The organism is Actinosynnema sp. (assembly GCF_052038725.1).
In genome coordinates this window covers 1-1547 of sequence record NZ_JBQGCX010000374.1, presented here as the reverse complement: position 1 = coordinate 1547, position 1547 = coordinate 1, and the positions used below count along the sequence as shown (strand labels likewise).

Annotated in this window: 3 protein-coding genes; 2 read left to right on the top strand and 1 reads right to left on the bottom strand. The window is 74.6% G+C overall.

Annotated features, from left to right (window positions below; genetic code table 11):
• Both ACTUAL_RS07555 and ACTUAL_RS07550 read left to right on the top strand, forming a co-directional pair.
• The coding region (locus ACTUAL_RS07555) for a DddA-like double-stranded DNA deaminase toxin (protein ID WP_440899734.1) at positions 1-329 on the top strand (329 nt) is incomplete at its 5' end.
• On the top strand, positions 320-733 hold the full coding sequence (locus ACTUAL_RS07550; protein ID WP_440899733.1) for an Imm1 family immunity protein: 414 nt from the start codon (positions 320-322) through the stop codon (positions 731-733). The genes ACTUAL_RS07555 and ACTUAL_RS07550, both read left to right, overlap by 10 nt.
• A 72-nt stretch (positions 734-805) precedes the next feature.
• Here ACTUAL_RS07550 and ACTUAL_RS07545 read toward each other — a convergent pair.
• Positions 806-1547 (bottom strand): hypothetical protein (locus tag ACTUAL_RS07545; protein WP_440899732.1); only part of this gene is annotated, 742 nt, incomplete at its 5' end.

The following is a 1547-nucleotide window of genomic DNA, read 5'->3' as shown; positions in this document are numbered from 1 at the left end:
CGGACGGGCGGGTTCGGGCGATCGTGAGCGGGCGGGACGAGGACGCCGGGCTGGTCCTCAGCCAGTTGGCGGCGAAGGGGATGCCCGACGAGCCCACCCGGAACTCCGACGTGGAGCAGAAGTTGGCCGCGCACATGGTGGCCAACGGGATCCGCCACGCGACCGTGGTGATCAACCACCGGCCGTGCCGGGGTTTTGACGACTCGTGCGACACCCTCGTGCCGATCATTCTCCCCGAGGGCTGCACACTCACCGTGCACGGGCAGAGCGACAAGGGGATGCGCGTCCGGGTGCGCTACACGGGAGGAGCACAGCCTTGGTGGAGCTAGAGGCATGGTACGGCGACGACCAAGAAGACGCGGTTCCCGTCCGGACCGCCGCAGAGCTGGACGCCGTGCTGGACGAGGTCGCCGCGATGCGCGGGCGGGTCATCGTGCACCTGAAGGTGGCCCGGCCGCCAAGCCTGGACGTGCGCCGGATGATCCTCAACGTCGGACTGAACGGTGACGCAGGACTGGGGTCGCTGTTCTACCGGTCACCGAGCGGGGCGTGGTACAGCCAGGGCGCGGCGGCTAATCCGTCGGTGACGGAGCTGCTGTACTACTACATGAACTCCGACACCGAGTACCCGCTCGACTGCGAGATCCCCATCGACGCGGTGCGGCGCGCGGCCCACGAGTACCTGGGCGCGGTGGACAGGCGGCCGTCGGCTCCGGGGTGGCAGGTCTTCTAGGCGTTCGAGAGCCGCGGGGGACCGCGCCGCCCTCCGGTCGGAACCCCTCCGGAGGGCGGCGCGGCACCCGTCCTAGTCGGCGTGCCTGAGCACGCTCTCCACCTCGGCGCGGAACGCCGCCACCCCGTGGTCGCCGGTCGGCGCGCCGTGGGCTTGGAGCAGGTGGAGCAGGGCCGCGCCGCTCGCCGAGCGGCGGGCCTTCGCGCGGAAGCCGAACGCGGACTCGTAGACCGTCACCGACGTCGCCAGGGCCGCCGCCACCGTCGCCAGGAACGCCAGCGGGGAGCGGTGGTCCGGGGTCGCCACGGCCAGGGCGCCCAGGGCCGCCGCGCCGGTGAACAGGAGGACGGACGCCGCGGTCGTCCAGCGCCTCGCCCTCGTGTACGCCGCCTTCGCCGCCTCCAGGCGGGCCAGGCGTTCGCCCACCCGGTGCCTGAGGTAGGCGCGCAGGAACTGCTCCCGGTGGTCCGCCGCCGACACCGGGCCGGTGATCAGCGGGGTCCGCCTCGGGGGCGGGGTGAGCAGGGCGGGGCTCGCCTGCCTGGTGACGCGGGGCCTCGCCGGTTTGCGCGGGGCGCGGGCGGGCTTCTCGGCGGGGTCCGCGGGGGGAGCGCCCGGCCCGGCCGTGCGGGCGGCGTGCCTGCCCCTGGCCGGGTCCACCGGGACCGCCCTGGTCGCGTCGTCCGGGTCGCCCTGCGGCTCGAACGCCACGCGGGCCGTCGGGTCCGGCACGTCCTCGTCGCGCAGCCTCCCGGTCGGGGCGCTGCGGAGCGGCCTGCCCTTCTTCTTCGCCTGGTCCCCGCCGCCGAGGCGG